The following is a 238-nucleotide window of genomic DNA, read 5'->3' as shown; positions in this document are numbered from 1 at the left end:
ATCGCCCTCGACGGCGTCATCGAGGACCCGCAGGACTGGCACTTCCCCTACTTCGACGACGCCATGGGCGCGGCGGTCGACGCCCAGCTCGGCGCCGCCGACACCCTGTTGCTCGGCCGCAAGACCTACGACAGTTTCGCGGGCGCGTGGCCGGAGCGCGAAGCGGCGGGCGGCCCGGACGCGGCGTTCGCGAAGAAATTGGGCGACGCGCGCAAGATCGTGGTTACCCGGCAGGATA

1 protein-coding gene is annotated in these 238 nt (G+C 70.6%); it reads left to right on the top strand.

Annotated elements, in window-relative coordinates; translation table 11 throughout:
- Nucleotides 1-238, top strand: a 238-nt coding sequence (locus ON29_RS29790; protein WP_373283942.1) for a dihydrofolate reductase family protein, incomplete at both ends; no start/stop codon positions are given.

The organism is Nocardia exalbida NBRC 100660, from assembly GCF_000308575.1.
Taxonomy (GTDB): Bacteria; Actinomycetota; Actinomycetes; order Mycobacteriales; family Mycobacteriaceae; genus Nocardia; species Nocardia exalbida.
This window is presented reverse-complemented; position numbering and strand designations above follow the sequence as displayed.